This is a genomic window from Mesorhizobium sp. CA13 (assembly GCF_020165235.1).
In the GTDB taxonomy this organism is placed as follows: domain Bacteria; phylum Pseudomonadota; class Alphaproteobacteria; order Rhizobiales; family Rhizobiaceae; genus Mesorhizobium.
This window is the reverse complement of sequence record NZ_JAIUHS010000002.1, coordinates 39,406-61,405: the sequence shown is the minus strand read 5'-3', so window position 1 is coordinate 61,405 and position 22,000 is coordinate 39,406. Positions and strand designations below refer to the sequence as shown.

General features: G+C 64.5%; 19 protein-coding genes and 2 pseudogenes. 9 read left to right on the top strand and 12 right to left on the bottom strand.

Annotated elements, in window-relative coordinates:
- Window positions 1-111 precede the first annotated feature (111 nt).
- From carB to LB566_RS05780, 4 genes and pseudogenes are all read right to left on the bottom strand, one after another.
- On the bottom strand, window positions 112-3,603 hold the full coding sequence (gene carB, locus LB566_RS05795; protein WP_224623694.1) for a carbamoyl-phosphate synthase large subunit: 3,492 nt from the start codon (window positions 3,601-3,603) through the stop codon (window positions 112-114).
- Between the two features lie 244 nt (window positions 3,604-3,847).
- Window positions 3,848-4,687 carry an SH3 domain-containing protein gene (locus LB566_RS05790; RefSeq protein WP_224623693.1) on the bottom strand — a complete coding sequence of 280 codons (840 nt, stop codon included), beginning with the start codon at window positions 4,685-4,687 and terminating at the stop codon, window positions 3,848-3,850.
- Window positions 4,688-4,965: 278 nt separating this feature from the next.
- Window positions 4,966-5,328, bottom strand: a pseudogene (locus LB566_RS05785) (metallophosphoesterase); the annotation flags it as partial.
- Window positions 5,329-5,489: 161 nt separating this feature from the next.
- Complete coding sequence (locus tag LB566_RS05780; protein ID WP_140549950.1) at window positions 5,490-5,846, bottom strand: ArsR/SmtB family transcription factor; 357 nt, start codon at window positions 5,844-5,846, stop codon at window positions 5,490-5,492.
- A 194-nt stretch (window positions 5,847-6,040) separates the two neighbouring features.
- Here LB566_RS05780 and LB566_RS05775 point away from each other — a divergent pair, with 194 nt between their 5' ends.
- On the top strand, window positions 6,041-7,219 hold the full coding sequence (locus LB566_RS05775; protein WP_224623691.1) for an MFS transporter: 1,179 nt from the start codon (window positions 6,041-6,043) through the stop codon (window positions 7,217-7,219).
- A 41-nt stretch (window positions 7,220-7,260) separates the two neighbouring features.
- Here the strand turns inward: LB566_RS05775 and LB566_RS05770 are convergent, their stop codons facing one another.
- Window positions 7,261-7,725, bottom strand: coding sequence for a MarR family winged helix-turn-helix transcriptional regulator (locus tag LB566_RS05770; RefSeq protein WP_224623690.1), 465 nt, complete (start codon window positions 7,723-7,725; stop codon window positions 7,261-7,263).
- Between the two features lie 193 nt (window positions 7,726-7,918).
- On the opposite strand from LB566_RS05770, the gene LB566_RS05765 reads away from it, so the two are divergent.
- A complete protein-coding gene (locus LB566_RS05765) occupies window positions 7,919-8,713 on the top strand; it encodes an SDR family NAD(P)-dependent oxidoreductase (protein WP_224623689.1) in 795 nt (264 codons plus the stop codon).
- Between the two features lie 72 nt (window positions 8,714-8,785).
- Here LB566_RS05765 and LB566_RS05760 read toward each other — a convergent pair whose 3' ends face one another.
- Window positions 8,786-9,385, bottom strand: a complete 600-nt coding sequence (locus LB566_RS05760; protein WP_224623688.1) for a LysE family translocator — start codon at window positions 9,383-9,385, stop codon at window positions 8,786-8,788.
- 96 nt (window positions 9,386-9,481) lie between these two features.
- Between LB566_RS05760 and LB566_RS05755 the strand changes: the two genes are divergently transcribed.
- On the top strand, window positions 9,482-10,351 hold the full coding sequence (locus tag LB566_RS05755) for a LysR substrate-binding domain-containing protein (protein ID WP_224624103.1): 870 nt from the start codon (window positions 9,482-9,484) through the stop codon (window positions 10,349-10,351).
- A gap of 59 nt (window positions 10,352-10,410) precedes the next feature.
- Here LB566_RS05755 and LB566_RS05750 read toward each other — a convergent pair whose 3' ends face one another.
- From LB566_RS05750 to LB566_RS05740, 3 genes are all read right to left on the bottom strand, one after another.
- Entirely contained in the window at window positions 10,411-11,061 is a 651-nt protein-coding gene (locus LB566_RS05750) for a dihydrofolate reductase family protein (RefSeq protein ID WP_224623687.1), read from the bottom strand.
- Between the two features lie 103 nt (window positions 11,062-11,164).
- A complete protein-coding gene (locus LB566_RS05745) occupies window positions 11,165-12,007 on the bottom strand; it encodes a protein-L-isoaspartate O-methyltransferase family protein (RefSeq protein WP_224623686.1) in 843 nt (280 codons plus the stop codon).
- Between the two features lie 46 nt (window positions 12,008-12,053).
- Complete coding sequence (locus tag LB566_RS05740) at window positions 12,054-13,418, bottom strand: Nramp family divalent metal transporter (RefSeq protein WP_224623685.1); 1,365 nt, start codon at window positions 13,416-13,418, stop codon at window positions 12,054-12,056.
- Between the two features lie 227 nt (window positions 13,419-13,645).
- On the opposite strand from LB566_RS05740, the gene mntR reads away from it, so the two are divergent.
- The 3 genes from mntR (at window position 13,646) to LB566_RS05725 (ending at window position 16,656) form a co-directional block, all read left to right on the top strand.
- Window positions 13,646-14,095: a manganese-binding transcriptional regulator MntR gene (gene mntR / locus LB566_RS05735; RefSeq protein ID WP_181165236.1), complete on the top strand. Its 450-nt coding sequence runs from the start codon at window positions 13,646-13,648 to the stop codon at window positions 14,093-14,095.
- A 203-nt stretch (window positions 14,096-14,298) separates the two neighbouring features.
- Window positions 14,299-15,231 carry a neutral zinc metallopeptidase gene (locus tag LB566_RS05730; protein ID WP_224623684.1) on the top strand — a complete coding sequence of 311 codons (933 nt, stop codon included), beginning with the start codon at window positions 14,299-14,301 and terminating at the stop codon, window positions 15,229-15,231.
- 159 nt (window positions 15,232-15,390) lie between these two features.
- Entirely contained in the window at window positions 15,391-16,656 is a 1,266-nt protein-coding gene (locus tag LB566_RS05725) for a TCR/Tet family MFS transporter (protein ID WP_224623683.1), read from the top strand.
- A gap of 13 nt (window positions 16,657-16,669) precedes the next feature.
- Here the strand turns inward: LB566_RS05725 and carA are convergent, their stop codons facing one another.
- Window positions 16,670-17,881, bottom strand: a complete 1,212-nt coding sequence (gene carA / locus LB566_RS05720; protein ID WP_224623682.1) for a glutamine-hydrolyzing carbamoyl-phosphate synthase small subunit — start codon at window positions 17,879-17,881, stop codon at window positions 16,670-16,672.
- A 278-nt stretch (window positions 17,882-18,159) separates the two neighbouring features.
- On the opposite strand from carA, the gene LB566_RS05715 reads away from it, so the two are divergent.
- Window positions 18,160-18,609, top strand: coding sequence for a GatB/YqeY domain-containing protein (locus tag LB566_RS05715; protein WP_224623681.1), 450 nt, complete (start codon window positions 18,160-18,162; stop codon window positions 18,607-18,609).
- Between the two features lie 53 nt (window positions 18,610-18,662).
- Here LB566_RS05715 and LB566_RS05710 read toward each other — a convergent pair whose 3' ends face one another.
- Complete coding sequence (locus LB566_RS05710) at window positions 18,663-19,652, bottom strand: murein L,D-transpeptidase catalytic domain family protein (RefSeq protein ID WP_224624102.1); 990 nt, start codon at window positions 19,650-19,652, stop codon at window positions 18,663-18,665.
- Window positions 19,653-19,884: 232 nt separating this feature from the next.
- Here LB566_RS05710 and LB566_RS05705 point away from each other — a divergent pair.
- A pseudogene (locus LB566_RS05705) lies at window positions 19,885-20,088 on the top strand (DNA helicase); the annotation flags it as partial.
- A 52-nt stretch (window positions 20,089-20,140) separates the two neighbouring features.
- On the top strand, window positions 20,141-20,698 hold the full coding sequence (locus tag LB566_RS05700) for a GNAT family N-acetyltransferase (RefSeq protein WP_224623680.1): 558 nt from the start codon (window positions 20,141-20,143) through the stop codon (window positions 20,696-20,698).
- 109 nt (window positions 20,699-20,807) lie between these two features.
- Here the strand turns inward: LB566_RS05700 and LB566_RS05695 are convergent, their stop codons facing one another.
- The gene (locus LB566_RS05695) at window positions 20,808-21,992 is read right to left on the bottom strand and encodes an MFS transporter (protein ID WP_224623679.1); all 1,185 of its coding nucleotides are present in this window, start codon (window positions 21,990-21,992) and stop codon (window positions 20,808-20,810) included.
- Between the last annotated feature and the right edge of the window lie 8 nt (window positions 21,993-22,000).

Here is a 22,000-nt window from a genome sequence, read left to right as displayed (position 1 = left end):
ATTATGATGCATCCAATATGACGCATCCAACAGTTTGTTTTTTCGTCGTTGACGATCCTGACTTCCGTCCTCGACGGTCCGAAAAATATCATAAGACAGGGGAGCTAAACGCTAAGCAAAATACTCCTGCAGCGGCCTAACCTCCAAACTCCCCGCCTTCAACGCCGCGATCGCCTCGGCCACTGCCGCCGCACCCGACAGCGTCGTGTAATACGGCACCTTCTGCATCAGCGTAGCCCTGCGCAGCGACTTCGAGTCCGACACGGCTTTCTGGCCGTCCGTCGTGTTGAAGACGATCTGGACCTGACGGTTGCGGATGGCGTCTTCGATGTGGGGGCGGCCTTCGAGCACCTTGTTGATTTTTTCGGCGACGACGCCGTTTTCGGCGAGGAAGCGGGCGGTGCCTGAGGTGGCCAGCACCTTGAAGCCGAGGCCGGCGAGGCGCTTGACCGCGGGCAATATGCCTTTCTTGTCCTCGTCGCGCACCGAAACGAACAAAGTGCCGGAGCGGGGCAGGTCGACGCCGGCGCCGAGTTGGCTCTTGGCGAAGGCCAGCGCAAAATCGCGGTCGAGGCCCATGACCTCGCCGGTCGAGCGCATTTCCGGGCCGAGCAATATATCGACGCCGGGGAAGCGGGCGAAGGGGAAGACGGCTTCCTTGACCGCGATGTGGCCTGGATTTCTGGGGTCGGGCATGGCGCCGTAATGGGCGAAGGCGTCTTCCAGCGTTTCGCCGGCCATGATGCGGGCGGCGATCTTGGCGATGGGACGGCCGATGGTCTTGGCGACGAAGGGCACGGTGCGCGAGGCGCGCGGATTGACCTCCAGCACATAGACCGTGCCGTCCTTGATCGCGTATTGCACGTTCATCAGGCCGCCGACATTGAGCGCCCGGGCAAGTGCCGCCGTCTGGCGCTCCAGTTCGTCTACCAGCTCGGAAGGCAGCGAGTGAACGGGGAGCGAGCAGGCCGAGTCGCCCGAATGGATGCCGGCCTCCTCGATGTGTTCCAATATCCCCGACACGAAGGTCGCCTTGCCGTCGCAGAGGCAGTCGACATCGACCTCGATGGCGCCGGAGAGATAGGTGTCGAACAGCAGCGGGTTCTTGCCGAGAAGCGTGTTGATCTGGCCGGTCTTGTCGTTGGGGTATTTCTGCTTGATGTCTTCCGGCACCAGGCCGGGCACGGTATCGAGCAGGTAGGATTGCAGCATGCCCTCGTCATGGATGATCTGCATGGCGCGGCCGCCCAGCACATAGGAGGGGCGCACCACCAGGGGGAAACCGAGCTCGCCGGCGACGAGGCGGGCCTGCTCGACCGAATAGGCGATGCCGTTCTTGGGCTGGCTGAGGTTGAGCTTGTGCAGCAGCTTCTGGAAGCGATCGCGGTCCTCGGCCAGGTCGATCATGTCGGGCGAGGTGCCGAGGATCGGGATGCCGGCCTTCTCCAGCGCGTCGGCCAGCTTCAGCGGCGTCTGGCCGCCGAACTGGACGATGACGCCGACCAGCTCGCCCGAGGCCTGTTCGGCGCGCAGGATCTCCAGCACGTCCTCCGCCGTCAGCGGATCGAAATAGAGCCGGTCCGACGTGTCATAGTCGGTCGACACCGTCTCGGGGTTGCAGTTGATCATGATCGCTTCATAGCCGGCGTCGCGCAGGGCAAAGGCGGCGTGGCAGCAGCAATAGTCGAACTCGATGCCCTGGCCGATGCGGTTCGGCCCGCCGCCGAGGATGACGACCTTCTTGCGCGACGAAACCTGCGCCTCGCTGGCGAGCGCGCCGGCGAAGGGCACTTCATAAGTGGAGTACATGTAGGCGGTCGGCGAGGCGAACTCGGCCGCGCAGGTGTCGATGCGTTTATAAACCGGATGAACGTCGAGCTTTTCGCGAATCTTCTGAACGACTTCCACGTCGCTCTTCGTCAGCGACGCGAGGCGGGCATCCGAAAAACCCATGGCCTTCAGCATGCGCAGATTGGCGGCATCCTCAGGCAGGCCGTGTTCGCGGATACGGGCTTCCATGGCGAGGATGCCCGCGATCTGCTCGAGGAACCACGGGTCGATCTTGCACATTGCGTGCACGTCTTCGAGCGAGGTGCCCATGCGGATCGCCTGCGCCACCATGCGCAGCCGGTCGGGCGTCGGCGTGCCGAGTGCTGCACGGATGGCGTTGCGGTCGTCAGTGCTGTTGGCCGAGCCGAGGCCGGGGATCTCGATCTCGTCGAGACCGGTGAGGCCGGTCTCCAGCCCGCGCAGCGCCTTCTGCAAGGATTCCTGGAAGGTGCGGCCGATGGCCATGACTTCGCCGACCGACTTCATGGCGGTGGTCAGCACAGGCTCGGCGCCGGGGAATTTTTCGAAGGCAAAGCGCGGGATTTTCGTGACGACGTAATCGATCGACGGCTCGAACGAGGCGGGCGTGGCGCCGCCGGTGATGTCGTTCTCCAACTCGTCCAGCGTGTAGCCGACGGCGAGCTTTGCGGCGATCTTGGCGATCGGGAAGCCGGTCGCCTTCGAGGCCAGCGCTGAGGAGCGCGAGACGCGCGGATTCATCTCGATCACCACCAACCGGCCATCGGCCGGGTTGACGGCGAACTGCACGTTGGAGCCGCCGGTCTCGACGCCGATCTCGCGCAGCACCGCGATCGAGGCGTTGCGCATCATCTGGTATTCCTTGTCGGTCAAGGTCAGCGCCGGGGCGACGGTGATCGAATCGCCCGTGTGCACGCCCATCGGGTCGATGTTCTCGATCGAGCAGACGATGATGCAATTGTCCGCTCTGTCGCGGACGACCTCCATCTCATATTCCTTCCAGCCGAGCACGCTTTCCTCGATCAGCACTTCGGTGGTCGGCGAGGCGTCGAGGCCGGACTGGACGATGTCGAAGAATTCGGCCCTGTTGTAGGCGATGCCGCCGCCGGTGCCGCCCATGGTGAAGGAGGGGCGGATGATTGCCGGCAGGCCGACATGGTCGAGCGCCTGGGCGGCGATCGCCATGGCGTGGCTGATGTAGCGCTGCTTGCGGTCGCCTTCGCCGAGGTTCCAGCTTGTCTCCAGCGCATCGAGCGCGGCGTCGAGATTGTCGGGCTTTTCGGCCTTCAGTGCCGCGCGTTCGGCCTCATGCGTCTTGCGGTCGGCGTTCTTGACGTCGGTGGCGTTGGCCAGCATCGACTTCGGCGTTTCCAGGCCGATCTTCTTCATCGCCTCGCGGAACAGCGCCCGGTCCTCGGCCTTGTCGATGGCCGTGGCGTCGGCGCCGATCATCTCGACATTGTAGCGCTCCAGCACGCCCATGCGGCGCAGCGACAGCGCGGTGTTGAGCGCGGTCTGGCCGCCCATGGTCGGCAGCAGCGCATCCGGGCGCTCCTTGGCGATGATCTTGGCCACGACTTCGGGGGTGATTGGCTCGATGTAGGTGGCGTCGGCCAGTTCCGGGTCGGTCATGATGGTGGCCGGATTGGAATTGACCAGGATGACGCGGAAACCCTCCTCCTTCAGCGCCTTGCAGGCCTGGGTGCCGGAATAGTCGAACTCGCAGGCCTGGCCGATGACGATGGGGCCGGCCCCGATGATCAGGATCGACTTAATGTCGGTGCGTCTTGGCATCTTTATGAATTCCGTTCGGCGAGCGGCTTGCACGAAAAACCGGGACGGGAGACCCGGCCGGTTGTGCTTGCGATTCTGGTATCAGGCTAGGAGGGCCTTATAGGGAAGAGTTTTGCCTGATGTAACCCCGAAAATGAGGGCAGTAGGGCAGTATGGCAGTATGGCAGTAGGGCAGTAGGGCAGTAGGGCAAGGCCTTCCAGGCACTTCACATATTGCCTTGCTGCCCTACTGCCCCTTCCAAAACTAATTCCCAAACGCCACCGCGTCCGTGATCTCGAATCGTTCCGAGACGCCGACGCGGATCATGCTCAGGCTGCCTTCGCGGGTGAAGCGGAAATCGCTGTCGCCGTCGGACCCTGCGGGCAGTCCGCCGTAGAAGGAGATGACGCGGCTGCCGCCGTCGGGCCAGGTCACGGTGACGTCGGCCTTGTCGCTGCCCTTGCGCTCGACGCTTGCCGTGCAAAGGGTCATCGGCTGGCCAACATTGCGCGCGCAGGGAATTTCAATGGCGGCGCCTCCGCCGGTGGCCTCCGCCTGTGCCGGAGTCTCCCCACTGGGCGGCGGTTCATTCGCCACCAGCGCCAGGCCGTAGGCGTCCTGCATGGCGATTACTGCGGCGGATTTCGGCGTGGTTGCGGGGGCAGCCGCATTGTCGGCTCCGCCCAGCCGCGCCGTCAGGTCGGGCGGCAATGCGGACGGCGGAGCGGCCGCGGGGCCGGCCGTTGCGTCGAGCGCCTGGCCTGCATCCGCCTGATCCGGATTGGGTGGGGATGCCGGATTGACGGGGTTGAGGTAACGGGCGGGGGTCCAGCCGCTGATTTTCGGGTTCTCGGCCTCGACCTTGCACCATTGACGGCCGTCGACATCGGTGCAGCCGAGATTGTTCACGCTGGCGCCATTGGCCAGGCGCGCCTCGGTCTTGCCGATCGGCGATGGCTGGGCGCGGACGTTGAGGAGATCGTCGGGGGCGAGGCCGGTTACGATGGAGATGAACGGCCCATCTTCGGCATGGGCCACCGTCAGAAGCAAAGGAGCGGCGATCAGCGCGAAGAGTGTCGTTCGGAGCGTAGACCGGCGCTTCATCGCTTCGCCGTGGCCGATAGATTGCATTACCAAAGGCACCGCCAGATACAAAAACGCCGCCACACGCGAAGCCGATTTTATAGGCGACTACGCCGCGCCATGTCCAGAAGCGAGATTTCGTCCGTCATGGACCGACCTGTGAAGGCGGTCATCGGAGGAGCGAGCTCAGCCTGGCATGCGCTTGCTCGCGGCATGAATGCAAAAAGCATTCAGCCTGGCGGCATGAATGCAAGGGCATTCAGCCGGGCATGAGCTCGCTCAGCCCGGCATGAGCTCGCTCAGCCCGGCATGAAGCCGGTTCGCAGCGCATGGGCCCATTCGGGCCGTCCCGCCTGCTCGGCCTGGCGCGCCGCGGCCTCGTGATCGTAGTCGACGGCGATGGCCTCGAAGCGGTCGGGCCGGCCGGGCTCGCCTGAAGTGACGATGCCGTAGCGCGCATGCGGCCCACCCTGCTCGGAAACATGCGCCGGCGGCGTCGAGTCTTCATAGGCGGGACAGCCGACGCTGCCCGGGTTGAAGATCACCGGACCGCCGGGCATGCGGATCAGCTCGGCGCGGTGGCTGTGGCCGCACAGGGCCAGACGGCAGGCCGGATCGAGCGCCTTCAACCCCCGCCGGATCGCCGCCAGCGGCGCGCGAAGCGCCACGGTTGACGTTCTACGGGGTCAACCAGAAACGAACCGGTTTTCGCGCTTGCGAAGGAAGGGCGCGGCGACAAGGCTGCCAATCTCCCCCACAAGGGGGGAGATCGCCGTCACCGCGGCCTTCGCCAATCTCCAACGTTCGCGGTGGCCGAAATCTACTAGGCCGGCACTTCCATATCGTGGCCGCCGACCGCCGGCAGCGCGGCATCGTCCGCGGCGGCGGCAATGATGCTGTCGAGCAGGCCGGGGAAGCGGGCGTCGAGATCGGCGCGGCGCAGCGTGATCAGGCGGTTGGTGCCGGCCGCTTCGGCGCGGGTGACGCCGGCCTCGCGCAGCTTGGCCAGATGGTAGCTAAGATTGGTCTTCGAGGCGAGATCGAGGAACTTGCTGCAGTTCAGCGGCACGCCTTCCTTGCTGGCGAGGTAGCGCACGATCGCCAGCCGAGTCGGGTCGCCGAGCACGGCGAGCACGATCGGCAGGCTGATCTGGTCCGTATTGGGATGTGGGAGGCTCATGGCTGCAACCTAAGCACAGTTTCGGCCGATTTCAACGCATCCGCTCCGCGTCTGCCGTGCACACCGCTCTCCTTTTCACGACCGTGCTGACACAGGGCTGTCAGGATGGTCGTGCTATTTTTCCCTGGCTTCATTGACATCCTGCCGGGTTATGTCCAATTGTTCAATAACTTTTGAACTAAGGACACATCGCCATGGACAAGCGGATCTTCTGGCTTGCGCTCGGATCGTTTGCGATCTCGACCGAAGGCTTCGTCATCTCCAGCCTTCTGCCCGACATCGCCAGGGATGCCGGCATCTCCGTTCCGCTCGCGGGCACGCTGATCACCGCCTTCGCGCTCGCCTATGCGGTCGGCGCGCCCATCCTGGCGACGCTGACCGGCGAATGGGACCGGCGCCGCGTCATCCTGTGGACGCTGGTGTTCTTCGTCATCGGCAACGTTGTCGCGGCGATGAGCTCCTCCTTCGAAGTGCTGCTCGCCGCGCGCATCATCATGGCGCTGTCGTCGGGCCTGTTCGCGGCGACCGCGCAAGGCACGGCGGTGGCGCTGGTCGATGACCATCACCGGGCCCGCGCCATTGCCGTCGTCGTCGGCGGCACCACGGTGGCGGTGGCGGTGGGCGCCCCGCTCGGCGCGCTGGTCGCGGCGATCGCCGGCTGGCGCGGCACGTTCTATGCCATCGCAGGCCTCGGCGCGCTCGCCGGCGCCATCCTCTGGTATAGGCTACCGCGCGACATCATCGGCACCAAGCTGCCGCTGAAGCGCCGGCTGGCGGCGGCAATGCGTCCCGGCGTGATGCCGATCCTGGTCACGACCACGCTTGCTCTCATCGGCGCCTTCACCGTCTTCAGCTTCATCGCGCCGCTGGCCATCGAAGCCAGCGGGCTCTCCCCGATAGCGCTGCCCGGCATGCTGCTCGCCTTCGGCGTCGGCGCCGTCATCGGCAATATCGCCGGCGGCCAGGCTGCGGATCGGTTCGGCGCCACGCGTACCGTCGGCTGGTCGCTGGCGCTGAGCGCTGCCACGCTCGTCACCTTCTCGCTGATCCCGGCCTTTCTGCCGCATCATCTCGCCGGGCCGGCGCTGATGGGCATGATGGTGCCATGGGGCATTGTCGGCTGGGCTTTCCCGCCGGCGCAGGCGAGCCGCATCATCAAGCTCGCCCCCGACGCTGCCCCGATCGTGCTGTCGCTCAACGCCTCGGCGCTCTATCTCGGCGTGGCGCTCGGCGCGGTGGTTGGCGGCGCCGTGCTGCGCTATGGCGGGCCGGCCGATCTCGGCCTCATCGCGGCCGTCTTCCCGATCGTCGGGCTCGGCATCGTGCTGGCCGGCCGGATGCTGGCGCGGCCGGTCGCCATGCCGGCGGAGTAGAGGGCGCCGAGCTTTTCGGCACTGGTTCTTTCGCGGCCGCTTCAACTGGAGGGAGCGGCCGCCGGCATTTCGAGGGCCAGAGAGGCCACATCATCCAGCGTCGCACGCAGCTTCGCGGCTTGCTCCGCGCCGATCATCTCCTCGAAGCGCTGCTGGGCGACACTCCACAGCTTGATCGCCTCTTCGAGCTTGGCCCGGCCGTGCGGCGTCAGCCGGACGCGCTTGACGCGGCGGTCGTCCTTGTCGGGAAAGGTTTCGACATAGCCGTCGCGGACCAGCGGCTTCAGCGTGTGGCCGAGCGCGGAGAGATCCATGATCAGCGATTCGGCAACGGTGCCCATCGCCGGTTCGCTGCTGGTGCTGATTTGAAAGAGCAGGCCAAATTGCGTGCCTTTCAACCCGGAAGGCGCAAGTGCGTCGTCGTAGAAGCGGCCGAGCCTGCGCGCGGTGCGTCGCAAGGTGGCATTGTTGCACCGGCTGAATCCCAGCTGCTGAAGGTCGGTCATGTCAACTCCTCGCCGGCAAAGACTGTACCAGCCTGCCGCAGAAATAGTTTTCGCGGCCGCGGTTGACAAGATAGTGGCATATACCTATTTCGCCAAAAGTGGCATATGCCACCAATTGATCCAGAAACCCGGCAGCCGGCGCGTCCGCCGAAGCCGAACCAGAGCGAAGAGCGCGAAAAAGGAACAGGAGACAATGAGCAAGAATGAGAACAAGGGCACGGCCGTCATTACCGGCGCCTCCTCCGGCATCGGTGCTGTCTATGCCGACCGGCTGGCGGGGCAGGGCTATGACCTGGTGCTGGTGGCGCGCCGCGCCGACCGGCTCGAGGAACTGGCTGAAAAGCTGCGCTATGCCTATAGAAGCAAGGTCAGCGTGATCAGTGCCGATCTGGCCGACGACGAGGATGTGCGGCGGGTGGAGCGGGCGGTATCGACGGATGACAGCGTCACTCTGTTGGTCAATAATGCCGGGCTTGGTGGTGCGCAGGTGGTTGCGACGGCGGACGCCGATGCGGCTGAACGCATGATCAAGGTCAATGTCGTCGCTTTGACGCGCCTGACCCGCGCGGTGCTGCCGGGACTTCTGGCGCGCAACCGGGGCGCCATCGTCAACATCGCCTCGGTGCTGGCCTTCGACACCTCGTTCGGCGGCATCTACAGCGGCACCAAGGCCTATGTCGTCAACTTCACCGAAGCCCTGCAGCGCGAGGTCGCCGGCACCCATGTCCAGGTGCAGGTGGTGCTGCCGGGGGCGACCCGGACCGATTTCTGGGAAAGTGCCGGAAGCGATATCAACGCCGTTCCGCAGGAGATCGTCATGGCGGCCGACGATCTGGTCGATGCCGCGCTTGTCGGGCTGGCGAGGGGCGAGGCGGTCACCGTGCCGGGACTTGCCGACCCCGCCAAGCTGGACACTTTCCTCGGCGCGCGGCAAGCCTTTTTTGGCAGCTTGCACGCCGACAAGCCGGCGGCACGCTACGCGGCTTGAGCTAGCAGGACTGGGAGTTCCTCGCCCCCGCTCTGGCGGGGGCGAGGAACCCAAATCTTGCAAGGCTGCGCTCTACGCCTGCCGCCACATCGGAATGATGGATGCCGCCAGCACCAGGCCGAGCAGGATATTGAGCGCGCGCCATTGCCGCTCGGTCTTCAGCAGCCGGGCAAGCAGCATGCCGGCCACACACCATAGCGACAGCGAGAAGGCGGCGGTGAGGCCGAAGGCGGAGCCGAGCAGCAGCGCCAGACGCGCCGGTCCGTCGGCGAGTGCGGCGAAGGATGCCGCGGCCCCAAGCCCCATCGCCCAGCCCTTGGGGTTCATCCACTGAATGCCGGCGCCGCCAAGAAAACTGTTCGGTTTGACCATCGTCACGTCGAGCTTGGGTGCTCCCGCACGGCCGATCTTGAGCGCCAGCCAGACAAGGTAGAGTGAGCCGGCGATCTTCATGGCAAGTTGCAAGGACGGCATGGCGAGAAGCAGGCCGGCCAGCCCGGCGGCCGCCGCCCCGGTGACGGTGGCCAAGCCGGCCGCGCTGCCGACCACCAGCGGGATCGAGCGGCGAAAGCCGAACTGCGCGCCCGACGCCGTCGACAAGGTGGTGGCGATGCCGGGCGTGCTGGTCGCCACCAGGGCGAACAGGATCAAGGGGATGACGGGTTGGAGCATGCGGCGTCCTCAGTCGGAGGCGCCCATGGTAGATGCAGTCGAATATCAGTAAATGCAATATTTGCGATGACGAGCATTAGCATCTATAATGCAGGCATGATCCGGAATCTCGATACCGCTTTGGTGCGCACCTTCGTCACCGTCGCGGACAAGGCCAGCATGACGGCGGCGGCCAATGCGCTGCATCTGACCCAAGGCGCCGTCAGCCAGCAGGTCCGGCGACTTGAAGAGGCGCTCGGCCGCAACCTGTTCGAGCGCGACCGGCGCGGCTTGCGGCTGACCTCTTCCGGCGAGCGGCTGTTCGGCAAGGCAAAGCGGCTGCTCAGCCTCAATGACGAGATCTGGGCCGAAATGGCTGCCAATGTCGTGGCCGGCCAGGTGCGGTTCGGCGTGCCTTACGACCTTGTCGGCACGACGCTGGCGCCGGTGCTGAAGACCTATGCGCAAACCTATCCGCAGGTCGAGATATCGCTGGTCTGCGCCTCCTCGCCGGAACTGGCCGCAGCGCTCGCGGCGGGCACGATCGACCTGGCAGTCATCGAGGAACGGGTAGGGCCATCGGATGGCGAATGCCTCGCCATCGATCGGCTGGTGTGGGTCGGCGCCAAGGGCGGTGTCGCGCGCGCCAAGCGCCCCCTGCCGGTCTCGATGGTTGCCGACAGCTGCGCCTTCCGGCCGGTGGTGCTTTCGGCACTCAACGAGCATGGGCTGGAATGGCGCACCGTGTTCGAGAACGGCAATATCGACGCGACGACGGCGACCGTGCGCTCCGACCTGGCCGTCACCACCTGGCTGGCCTCCACGGTGCCGGCCGATCTCGACATATTGCCATCCGAGTCCGGCCTGCCGCCGCTGCCGAATTTCTCGATCAACCTGCATCTGCCGAGGCACGGTGTTGGCCCGGCGGCGCAAGCGTTCGCTCGGCATATACGCGACGGTCTGGTCCGCCGGCCGCAGGCGGCATGAGGAAATTTTCAGAACCTGGTTCCTCTCCTCTACGTTCGTGGAGGAGAGGAAAGAAGCGTTTACTTCCAGGTCCTGCGCCGCTCGAGCTCGGCGTCGGATGGCTCCCCCGTGACAAAGGAACCGGTCTTGATTTCGCCGGCGCGCTCGTAGGTCGCCATGATGACGCCGGTGCTGGAAGTCTGCGAGCGGGTCAGCTTGAAGGCGGCCGGCATCGCGTCATCGCCGAACAGCCGCTTGCCCTTGCCCAGCAACAGCGGGAAGATCATCAACCGAATTTCGTCGATCAGCCCATTGGCGAGCAGGGTCTGGATCAGATTGCCCGATCCCTGGATGAGCAGATCAGGTCCCTCTTCCTGTTTGAGGCGGCGCAACGCCGGGACGATATCAGGCCCAAGCGATCGCGTGTTCTGCCAGGTGAGCGAATCCGGATGATGCGTCGCCACGTATTTGGTCGCAGGGTTGAAGGCATCCGCGATCGGATCTTTCTGATACGGCCAGTACGCGGCGAAGATGTCGTAGGTTCTGCGGCCGAGCAAGAGGGCGAAGGGCTTGGAGAATAGCTCATCCATCGCCGCGCCCGCTACTTCGTCAAAATAATGGAACGTCCAGCCGCCGAACTTGAAGCCGCCGACGGGATCCTCCTCCGGGCCGCCAGGCGCCTGCATGACACCGTCGAGGCTGACGAATGTCGCCGCTTTGATCTTTCTCATAGGATGCTCCTCCTGTTTTCGATCCATGCCGTCAGGGCCGGACTTCAGCCCAAGGACGGATGACTGGCTGGCCGTCCGACAGGGCGTGCCGAATTTCGGTGCGTCAGCCCCGAGGCCGGATATCGAGGCTGCGTGACGAAAACCAGACATGCTCAAAGACCGCGGTGGCGGTGCGGTCCGGCAACTTGTCCGCCGTCAGCCAGATCGAGCGGCTGCGCGCGGCCTGGTCGCGCGTCGGGATTTTTGCCGCGAGACTTGCAACCGACGCGCCGGAGCAAGGGATGAACCAGGAGCGCATGAAAGGGTCGCAGGCAAAACCTTTTTCGGTGCGGGTCACCAGAACGGCCAGGGGAACGCGCTCGGCCGGGCGCCACGGGAAGATCATGCGGCCGTCCGGCTTCAGCGCCTTGAGCCAGCCGGGTGGAGGTGCCGCGACGCCGGCATTGACATAAATGACGTCCGATGGCGGCAAATCCGATGTGACGGCATCGCCAGGAATGACAGTGACGTTCTCGTAGGCCGCAAGATTTGCCTTTGCCCGCAAGGCAAGATCGGCGTCCAGTTCGAAGGCGGCAACGGTGCCGCCAGGTGAAACCAACCTGGCCAGCAAAGCCGTGTAGTAGCCGGTGCCGGCGCCAATGTGCGTGACAGCCTGGCCGGGCCTGGGCGCGAGTTTCCCGATCCACATGGCGTGCAGGAACGGCTCGCCATTGTTGATGCCCTTATCGGCATCGAGCACCACCAGCACGTTCTGGTAGATGAAACGCGGATCGGCGCTCGGCGTCTCGATCGCGCCTTGGCCGGCGACGATCGTCCATGGGCCGGGACCGAGAAACGCCTCGCGCGGCACAGCCGCGAACACCTCTTCGAGACGAGGATCGGCGGAACGTGCCTGGGCGGCCATCAGCTTGGCGTAGAAGCTTCGGGATTGGGCTATCGTGGTCATGACCGACCGAAAAATAGCGCGGGCCGCGTCTTTGTCGCGGCCGATCTCAGCCGATCCCGAACAGCGTGTCGTAGAGCAGCTTGAAATTGAGCACCAGGATGATGGCGGCGACCACCCAGGCCAGCGCTGCAACGCCTCGCGGAATGGCGAGAGCGCCCATCCTCTTCCTGTCGGAGACGAAATGCACCAGCGGGACCACCGCGAAGGGCAGTTGCATCGACAGGATCACCTGGCTGAACACCAGCAACTGGCCGGTGCCCTTTTCGCCGTAGAGCGCGGTGACGACCACCACGGGAATGATGGCGAGGCCGCGCGTCAGCAGGCGCCGCGCCCATTGCGGGATGCGCAGGCGCAGGAAGCCTTCCATGACGATCTGGCCGGCAAGCGTGGCGGTCACCGTCGAGTTCAGGCCGGAGGCGAGCAGCGCCACGGCAAACAGGATCGAGGCAATGCTCAGGCCGAGCAGCGGCGACAACAGCTCGAACGCCTGGCCTATCTCGGCCACGTCCTGGTGGCCTGTGCCGTGGAAGGCAACCGCCGACACGATCAGGATCGAGGCGTTGACGAACAGGGCCAGCATCAGGGCGATGGTCGAGTCCGTCGTTGCCCATTTGATGGCGTCGCGCTTGCCCTTGTCGGTGCGCTCATAGGCGCGGGTCTGCACGATCGAGGAGTGCAGATAGAGATTATGCGGCATGACGGTTGCGCCGATGATGCCGATGGCGATGTAGAGCATCGCCGGATTGGTGACGATCTCGGATGACGGCACGAACATGGCGTGCAGGATCGTCCCGGCCGGCGGCGCGGCGACAAAGATCTGGATGGCGAAGCAGCTGAAGATGATGATCAGAAGCGCGATGACGAAGGCTTCGAGATAGCGGAAGCCCTTGTTCATCAACAAAAGCACCAGGAAGGCGTCGAGCGCGGTGAGCACGGCGCCGCCAATCAGCGGAATGCCGAACAGGAGCTGCAGCGCGATCGCGGTGCCGATCACTTCGGCGAGGTCGCAGGCAATGATGGCGAGCTCGCAGGCGATCCACAGCACGAAGTTGACCGGACGCGGATAGTAGGCGCGGCAGGCCTGGGCGAGGTCGCGCCCGGTGGCGATGCCGAGACGCGCGGCCAACGCCTGCAGCAGGATCGCCATCAGGTTGGACAGCATGATGATGAACAGCAGGGTGTAGCCGAACTGCGCGCCGCCGGCGAGGTCGGTCGCCCAGTTGCCGGGATCCATATAGCCGACTGAGACCATGTAGCCCGGCCCCATGAAAGCAAACAGGCGACGGAACCAGACGCCCGAGTTCGGTACGGCGATCGACGAATTGACCTCGCGCAGGCTCGGCTGCTCGTCGCCTGGCCTGTCGAACCGCCACGCGGGTCTGGCTATGGCGGTGGCGTCGGTCTCGGACATGGGGAATTCCGCTTGATGGATGATGCCCCTTATCTATGCCACGGCTCAACATTATGCAATATGCTATATTTCATTGATCATGCTTTTGTGATGTGATCGATCTTGCGCTGACGGGGCGGCGATGCGGTTGCGCCTGGGTCCGAATGCAAATAAACGCCAGGATTGTCGGGTCCCGTGCTATGAATGCGGGCCGATTCAATCTTCGGGCAGCCAAGGAGGAGCGCATATTGGCGCTGAAGAACAGACCGGTCCCGCGTGAGCCGCTGCCCGATGCCGATGTCCATTCGGAAGGGTTCCGGCAGACGCGCGAAGCGCGCCGCAGCGCGCTGGTCGAGGATTATGTCGAGTTGATCGCCGACCTGATCGAGGATGGCAACGAGGCCCGGCAGGTCGACATCGCTGCCAGGCTGGGGGTCGCCCAACCGACAGTTGCCAAGATGCTGACCAGGCTGTGTGCCGACGGGCTGGTGTCCAGAAAGCCTTATCGCGGCGTGTTCCTCACCGAAGCCGGCCGCAAGGTCGCGGAAGAGAGCCGCATTCGCCACCAGACGGTGGAGGCTTTTTTGCGTTCGCTCGGCGTCAGCGCCGAGACGGCGCGCATCGATGCCGAGGGCATAGAGCACCATGTCAGCGCCGAGACGCTGGAAGCGTTCCGCAAGGCGATGACGGCGGGCTAGGGACTTTGCCAAGCCGTTGGGCTCGTTTCGCCGGCGAAGCCATGGACATACCACAGTCGCGGCCAGAGCTGCGGAGCCAACATGCCAGCACGACCACGGCCGCGAAAAATGCTGTGACTTGGCGCAACCATTGAGATAATTGTTTAGGAGGTGGAGCCGGCCTCGCGCCGGATCGACCAGTAAATTCGCAGCGGGGAGTTGCCATGCTCTGGAGAGGCCGTCGTCAGAGTGACAATGTCGAGGACCAGCGCAGCAGCGGCGACGGCGGATTTGGTGGCGGCGGACCCGGCCAGTTCCGCATTCCGATCGGCGGCAGCAGCGGCGGCGGCATGTCGATCTCGACCATCATCATCCTCGTCGTGCTCTATTTCGGCCTGAAAGCCTTCGGCATCGATCCGATCCAGGTGTTGAGTGGCGGCGGTGGAGGCCTGCTGCCTGGCGGCGGCGAGATAACGGACAACAGCGGCAGCCAGGACGGCGGCACCGGTGCGCCGGCTTCCGACGAGATGAAGCAGTTCGTGGCAACCGTGCTGGCCGAGACCGAGGACACATGGACCGGTATCTTCAAGGCCAACGGACTGACCTATGAGGACCCCAAGCTGGTGCTGTTCAGCGGGCAGATCCGCTCGGCCTGCGGCTTCGCCTCGTCGGCGGCCGGACCGTTCTATTGCCCCGGCGACCACAAGGTCTATCTCGACATGACATTCTTCCAGCAGCTGGACCAGCAGTTCGGCGCCTCGGGCGAGTTCGCGCGGGCCTATGTGATCGCGCATGAGGTCGGCCACCACGTGCAGAATCTGACCGGCATCATGTCCAAATTCAACCAGATGCGGCAAAGCATGGACGAGGCCGAAGCCAACCAGATGTCGGTGCGCGTCGAGCTTCAGGCCGACTGCTTCGCCGGCGTCTGGGCGCATTACACGGCGCAGAAGGGCATATTGGAGCAAGGCGATATGGAAAGCGCTCTGAATGCCGCCAAGCAGATCGGCGACGATACGCTGCAGAAGAAAATGCAGGGCTATGTGGTGCCGGAAAGCTTCAACCACGGCACGTCGGCGCAGCGGCAGACCTGGCTGGCGCGCGGCTACAAGAGCGGCAAGCTTTCCGACTGCGATACGTTCAACAACCCGATCTGAGCATCCCGGTTCTTTCACGGGTGACCTGACGGCAGGGATGCCGTCAGGAGATGTCAGGATGCGAACGTCCTGCTTGTTCCCTCATTGTTCCTGACGGCGGGCTCACCTATAAGTGCCTCCGCCTGCGCGCCAGGCGCCGGGGAAGGAGCAAACGAACCCATGATCGATCCCAAAACCGCCAAGCGGGGTCTTGCGCTCGTCTTCACGACGCTGCTCCTCGACATCATCGGCTTCGGCATCATCATGCCGGTGCTGCCGGCCTACCTGCAAGAGTTGACCGGCGTCGGCGTCTCGGAGGCGGCGATCGAAGGCGGCTGGCTATTCTTCGTCTATGCGGCCATGCAGTTCTTCTTCGCGCCCATCATGGGCGGGCTGAGCGACCGGTTCGGCCGGCGGCCGATCCTTCTCGCCTCCGTGCTGACGTTTTCCATCGACAATCTGATCTGCGCCATAGCCTGGTCCTACCCGATGCTGTTCATCGGGCGCGTGCTGGCCGGCATTTCGGGCGCCAGCTATTCGACCACATCAGCCTTCATCGCCGACATCTCGAACGATGAGAACCGGGCCAAGAATTTCGGCCTGCTCGGCATCGCCTTCGGCGTCGGCTTCGTCATCGGGCCGGTCCTTGGCGGCCTGCTCGGCACCTTCGGGCCGCGCGTGCCGTTCTTTTTCGCCGCGGGGCTTGCTTTTGTGAACTTCCTGATCGCGCTGTTCCTGCTGCCCGAAACGCTGGACGAAAAGCACCGCCGCCGCTTCGAGTGGAAGCGCGCCAACCCGGTCGGCACGCTTCTGCAGATGCGCCAATATCAAGGCATTGGCTGGATCGGACTGGTCTTCTTCCTGATGACGCTCGGCCACATGATGTATCCGGCGGTCTGGTCGTTCGTCTCCAACTATCGCTATGGCTGGAACGAGCAGCAGATCGGTTTTTCGCTCGGCGCTTTCGGCCTGTGCGGTGCCATCGTCATGGCAACGGTGCTGCCACGCATCATTCCCAGGCTTGGCGAGTGGAGGACGGCGGTGATCGGTCTGGCGTTCACGGCGCTCAGCGCTTTCGGCTACGCCTTCGCGACGCAGGGTTGGATGATTTATGCGGTGATCGTCTTCGGCTGCCTGGAAGCTCTGGCCGACCCGCCGCTCAGGAGCCTCGCCGCCGCCAAGGTGCCGCCTTCGGCGCAGGGTGAATTACAAGGCGCGATGACGTCGATCTTCTCGATCACATCGATCATCACGCCGCTGCTCTATACCGCGATCTTTTCCTGGTTCACCGGGCCAGGCGCGCCAGTGACCTTCGGCGGTGCGCCTTACCTGGTTGGCGCGGTTTTCCTAGTGCTGGCGCTCGTTGTCTTCGTTACGAAAGTGGCGAGGCCCGCGGCACTCGGAACGGTCACCAAAGGCGTCGCGGAAGATGGGGCACGAGTATGAGGATCTGTCGGAACTAAGCCCGTTCGGCCAGCAGTTCCTCGCCGCGCTTTTCGCGGATCAGGTTGACGAAGCGGCGGAACAGATAATGCGAATCCTGCGGGCCGGGAGAGGCCTCCGGGTGGTGCTGGACCGAGAATACCGGCCGGCCTGTCAGCGCGATGCCGCAATTCGAGCCGTCGAACAGCGAGACATGGGTTTCCTCGACGCCCGACGGCAGCGAGTCGGCGTCGACGGCAAAGCCGTGGTTCATCGAGACGATCTCGACCTTGCCCGTGGTGTGGTCCTTGACCGGGTGATTGGCGCCGTGATGGCCCTGATGCATCTTGGCGGTCCTGCCGCCCAGCGCCAGCGCCAGCATCTGGTGGCCGAGGCAGATGCCAAACACCGGAATATCGGTCTTCAACAGGTCCTGGATGACGGGCACGGCGTAGTCGCCGGTCGCCTCCGGATCCCCCGGGCCGTTGGACAGAAAGATGCCGTCCGGCTGCATGGCGAGGATCTCCTCGGCGCCGGTCTTGGCCGGAACCACGGTCACCTTGGCACCAAGCCCCGCAAGCAGGCGCAGGATGTTGCGCTTGACGCCATAGTCGATGGCGACGACATGCATGGAGGGCTCGTCCTGTTCGCCAAAGCCCTCGTCCCACACCCAAGGCGTCTCGCGCCACACCGAGGATTGGCCCGACGTGACCTCCTTGGCGAGGTCGAGGCCGATCAGGCCGGACCACGCGGCGGCGCGGCGTTTCAGGTCGTCGAGATCGAAGACGCCGTCGGGCGCATGCGCGATAACGGCGTTGGGCATGCCCTTTTCGCGGATAAGCGCGGTCAGCGCGCGGGTGTCGATGCCCGAGAGTGCGACGATGCCGCGCTTCGTCAGCCATTGATCGAGGTGGCCGGCAGCGCGGTAGTTGGAGGGATTGGTGACGTCGGCCTTGAACACGGCGCCGACGGCGCCGGCGCGGGCGGCAGGATTGAGGTCCTCGATATCTTCGCCGTTGGTGCCGATATTGCCGACATGCGGGAAGGTGAAGGTGACGATCTGGCCGGCATAGGACGGATCGGTCAGGATCTCCTGGTAGCCGGTAAGCGCGGTGTTGAAGCAGACCTCGGCGACGGCCGAACCCGTTGCGCCCAGGCCGCGACCCTCGATGACGGTGCCGTCGGCCAGCACCAGCAATGCGGTCGGTTTCTCGGTTGCCCAAGCGGGGGTGGACGCGGTGTCGGCCATGGCGGCACTCCTATCAGGCCGCGCGCTTCAAACCGGCCCAGCGGCCCATTTGCGCGGCAAACGGCGCGGAGCGGCGAATTCGCGGCCTCCACGCACTCAAGCTTCAGTTCATGCAAGGCCCAGTACATAGGGGAAGGGGGCAGGTCGGTCAATGATGATGGGAAATGCCGCCGCGATTTATTTCATTGAGCAATATCATAGGCTTGCCTCGACATATCAGGGTTTGCGTTGGTCCGCACCGGGCGCTATTGTCCGCGCCGACCGAAGGAGAGAGCACGATGCGCGCAAAAATCGCCGAATCCCTGAAGAGCGCGATGAAGGCGCAGGACAAGCACCGGCTGCCGACATTGCGGCTGATCCAGGCCGCCATCCACGATCGCGACATCGCCAATCGCGGTGCCGGCAAAGAGCCGGCCAGCGATGAGGAGATCCTGCAGATCCTGGCCAAGATGGTGAAGCAGCGCGAAGAATCGGCCAAGGCCTTCGAAGACGGCAAGCGTCCGGAACTGGCCGCGCAGGAGCGCGGCGAGATGGCGATCATCCGCGATTTCCTGCCGACGCAGCTCGACGATGCCGCCATCACCGCCGCGGCGCGCGAGGCGATCGCAGCGACCGGTGCAGCCAGCCAGAAGGACATGGGCAAGGTGATCGCGGCGCTGAAGCAGAAATATGCCGGCCAGATGGATTTCGGCAAGGCAAGCGGCATCGTCAAGGGACTGCTGCAGTAGGGTGCTGTTTCTCTTGGCTTGCAAAGTCCGCAATTCGGCACTGTGGGCGAACCTCACGGCTCCTTGCAGATCGGCACCGGCTGCGGCGGCGGTGGCGGGTGGTCGTTCCTGTATTGGGCAATGATCGGCTCGAGCGTCTTTCGCGGCCAGAATTTCGGAGAGCCGATTTCCTTCAGGCAGGATGCGTTCCAATAGGGCCCAGCGCCCGACAGCGAACGACCCGCCGCCACGATTTGCGCAACGGCGGCGATGTCGCGCGATTCAGGGTAGATGTAGAGCGTCGTCGGATTGTCCTTCACCATCGGGATGATCTGCCGCGCATCCGCCGCCGACCAACTGGTGCAGCCATTGCTGCGGCCGCCGGCATAATCCACCAGCTTGCCGAACGGCACGTAGCCGTCATGGTCGGCATGCGAGCTGGCCGGGTCTTTGCGAAGACACATTCCCTTCAACACTTCCGCCGGATGCCCGCCGATCACGCGCTGCCTGGCGTTCGCGGCCTCGCCCTCGCCATCGAACTGCACGAAGGTACGCATGAAAGCCACGTCCTGCTTCGCCGCGGTGCGATAATAGCCCTTGAACGAGGTTTTGGCCTCGCCGGTCATATAGGCGCCGCCGGCGGTCAGTGACGAATCCAGCGCGTTGCCGAAGTTTTTCGCGCAGCGCTTGCCATTGGCGAAATCGGCGACGCCCTTCAGATTCCGGCCGCTGCCGTGGCCCGCCGAAACCGCGCGAAACGCCTGGCTGGCCTCGCAGATGATGTAATAACGGTGACCCAGTTTGTTGTTGCGCAGATCGCTAGGGCGCGTCGCATCCATGGCGAAGTAGCAGGGATTGTTAACAACTCCTGCGCCGACTTTCTTCAGATAAAGCGCACGGGCCCGCTCCAGGACCACAGCTGAGATCTGGCCATCACCTTCGCCGACATGAGCCTGCAGCCAGGCCGGAATGGCCGAGGGCGCGGCAAAGGACCGTGCCGTCAAGGCAACGATAACGAGGAGGAGGCTGGCGACGACACCCAGCGGGACAGATATCAACCGCACCGGACTCATTCTCCTGTCGAAGCGTTTGTGTTTTGGCGGTGAATCACCCCCGACACGATCATAAATCGGCTTACGCCGGCCGGCGAAACACATCTTGTTCAGCGCTTCCCGCACACATGCGCGTTTTCGTCCCGCCAGCATTGCGGTATCATCTGATTCCGGCGCGCCCACGCCTCCTCCCTCGGTCGGGAAAGCATTGTTCATGCGGGGCAATCCGATCACCGGACCAACTGTGCAGGTGCGCACATTGAAGGTTTTTGCGCGCGACAGGGGCGTGATCCTGGTGTTCATCTCGCAGATCGACAGGTCATACGATCCATCGACGAAGCCGTTTCCCGATATCAGCGACGTCCGGTTGCCGAACCCGCTGGATCTGTCGCTGTTCAGCAAGACGTGTTTCCTCAACAGCGGCGAGATCCGCTTCCAGCCCGCTTGAGCGTTCCGGTGGCCATCGCTATGCCTGCTTGGCCTGCGAGGGAGCATGGATCATGATCGAAATTGTCAAGCCCGGGCTCGAGCATCTGGCGTCCTACAAGGCTGCGCTCGAGCGCGGCTGGTCGCCCGACAATGTACGGCTCATGGAGGCAACGCGCGAGCAGCTTGCGGCAATCGAGAAGGATCCAGCGGCGTTCCTGGCCAGCCTCGATGATCCCGAGGCCAAGGGGCCGCCGATCACCTTGCCCGACGGCAGACAGGTCCCGCGCCTGCCGGGCTTCAGGCGCTGGATGTGGGACGGCGAGGCATCAGGCTCGATCGGGCTGCGCTGGCAGAAGGGCACGTCGGCGCTGCCGCCGCACGTGCTTGGCCATATCGGCTATGCCGTGGTGCCGTGGAAACAGCGACGCGGCTACGCGACGGAAGCGCTGCGGCTGATGCTGGATGAGGCGAGGGCGGTGGGCCTGGCTCATGTCGACATCACCGCAAAACCTGGCAATCCGGCCTCGCACAAGGTGATCCTGGCCAACGGCGGCAGATTGGTCGAACGTTTCTTCGAAGATGCCGCCTATGGCGGAGCGGAGAGCCTGCGGTTCCGCATCGATCTGTAATGCGTTGGAGCTGCGCAGCCGCCGGAGACATGACTGTTCATCGCGTCGTGCTTGCGCCGGTGGACGCCCGGATCAGGCATGATCGGTAGTATGTCGTGGCGCGGATAATCTACTCCGCCGCTGCCGTCAGCGGTGGCGTGGCGTTGCTGCGCCACTCCCAGATGTGCGAGGCGAGCGCCACCGCGACGGCGACCAGCATCGCCAAAGCGCCAAGCAGCGGCAGGCTGCGATAACCGTAACCGCCATTGAGCATGGCGGCACCGAGCGATGCCGCGAGCGCTATACCGACATTGAAGCCGGATGGGATCAGCGAGGAGGCCAGGTTCGAGGCATCCGCAGTCCAGGACAGGATGCGGGTCTGAATCGGCGTACCGATGGCGAAGTTGAGGCCGCCCCAGATGACGATCGCCACGACCATCGGCACGGGATAGGGGCTGACGGCATAGATCACCGCAAGCGTCACCGCCTGCAGGGCCAGCATGGTGATCAGCGAGGGCATCAGCTTCCAGTCGGCTAGCCTGCCGCCGAGGAAGACGCCAAGCGTGGCGCCGACGCCGTTGAGCAAGAGCACCCAGGGCACCAGGTTCTCGTCGAGGCCGGTGACCTCGAGCAATGTCGGGGTGATGTAGGTGAACAGGCCGAACTGGCCGATCATCAGCATCAGCATCAGGATCAGCGAGGTCCAGACCTGCTGGCGGGCAAGCACACGGACCTCGCGGGCGAGGCCGGCGGGTTTGGCCTGAAAGCCTGTGGTGCGCGGCAAAAGGGCTGCCATGGCAAGCGTGGCCGCCACGCCCAATGCGCACATAACCCAGAAGGTCGCGCGCCAGCCCCAAATGTTGCCGATGGCAGTGCCCGCTGGCACGCCGATCACGTTGGAGACGGTGAGGCCCGACAGGATGACGGCCACCGCCATGCCGCGCTGGTCCTCGCGCACCAGCCCGACCGCCACCACCATGGCGACGCCGAAATAAGCGCCATGCGCGACTGCGACGGCAATGCGCAGAAGCAGCATCGAGGTGAAGTCGGGCGCCAGAGCGCAGGCCGCCTGACCGATGGTGAAGGCGACGGCGAGGCCGAGCAGCAAGGTCTTGCGCGGCAAGGACTTGGTGGCAAGCGCCAGAAGCGGACCGCCGATGGCGATGCCGCAGGCATAGCCGGATACGAGATAGCCCGATGTCGGAACCGAAACGCCAAGCCCTTGCGCCACCTGCGGCAGCACGCCGGCGATGACGAATTCGGTGGTGCCGAAAGCGAAGGCAGCGATGAACAGGGCGATGAGCGGAAGCGACATGGCGGGAA